A 412-nucleotide genomic window follows, 5' to 3' on the forward strand; every position below is an offset into this window, starting at 1 on the left:
GGCGCGTCGCTTTCCAGCATGAGACGGCCGACCGGGATCTCGCTTACCAGATCATGCAGGTGGGTGCCGCGGCGCTCGTCGTTGATCCAGCCGGTGATGCCGATGTGCAGGTCGAGGTCGAGGTAGCCATACAGCGCCCGGCGCTCGCCGGTGAAACAGTGTACGACGGCGGCCGGCAGGCGATCGCGGAAGTCGCGCAGGATCGCCAGCAGGCGCTCGCTGGCGTCGCGTTCGTGGAGGAACACCGGACGCTGTAGCTCGACGGCCAGTGCCAGTTGTTCCTCCAGAGCCTTTTCCTGGGCCGGACGGGGAGAGAAGTCGCGATTGAAGTCGAGACCGCATTCGCCCACCGCGCGTACCCGCTGGTCGTCGAACAGGGCGCGCAGGCCGCGAGCGGTGTCGCCGTTCCAGT

General features: G+C 67.5%; 1 protein-coding gene. It reads right to left on the reverse strand.

Features of this window, described 5'->3' with window-relative positions:
* Positions 1-412: TatD family hydrolase (locus EEB15_RS33435; protein WP_199236719.1), on the reverse strand; the 412-nt coding region annotated here is incomplete at both ends.

It is taken from the genome of Ramlibacter sp. WS9, from assembly GCF_003797765.1.
GTDB lineage: Bacteria > Pseudomonadota > Gammaproteobacteria > Burkholderiales > Burkholderiaceae_C > Ramlibacter.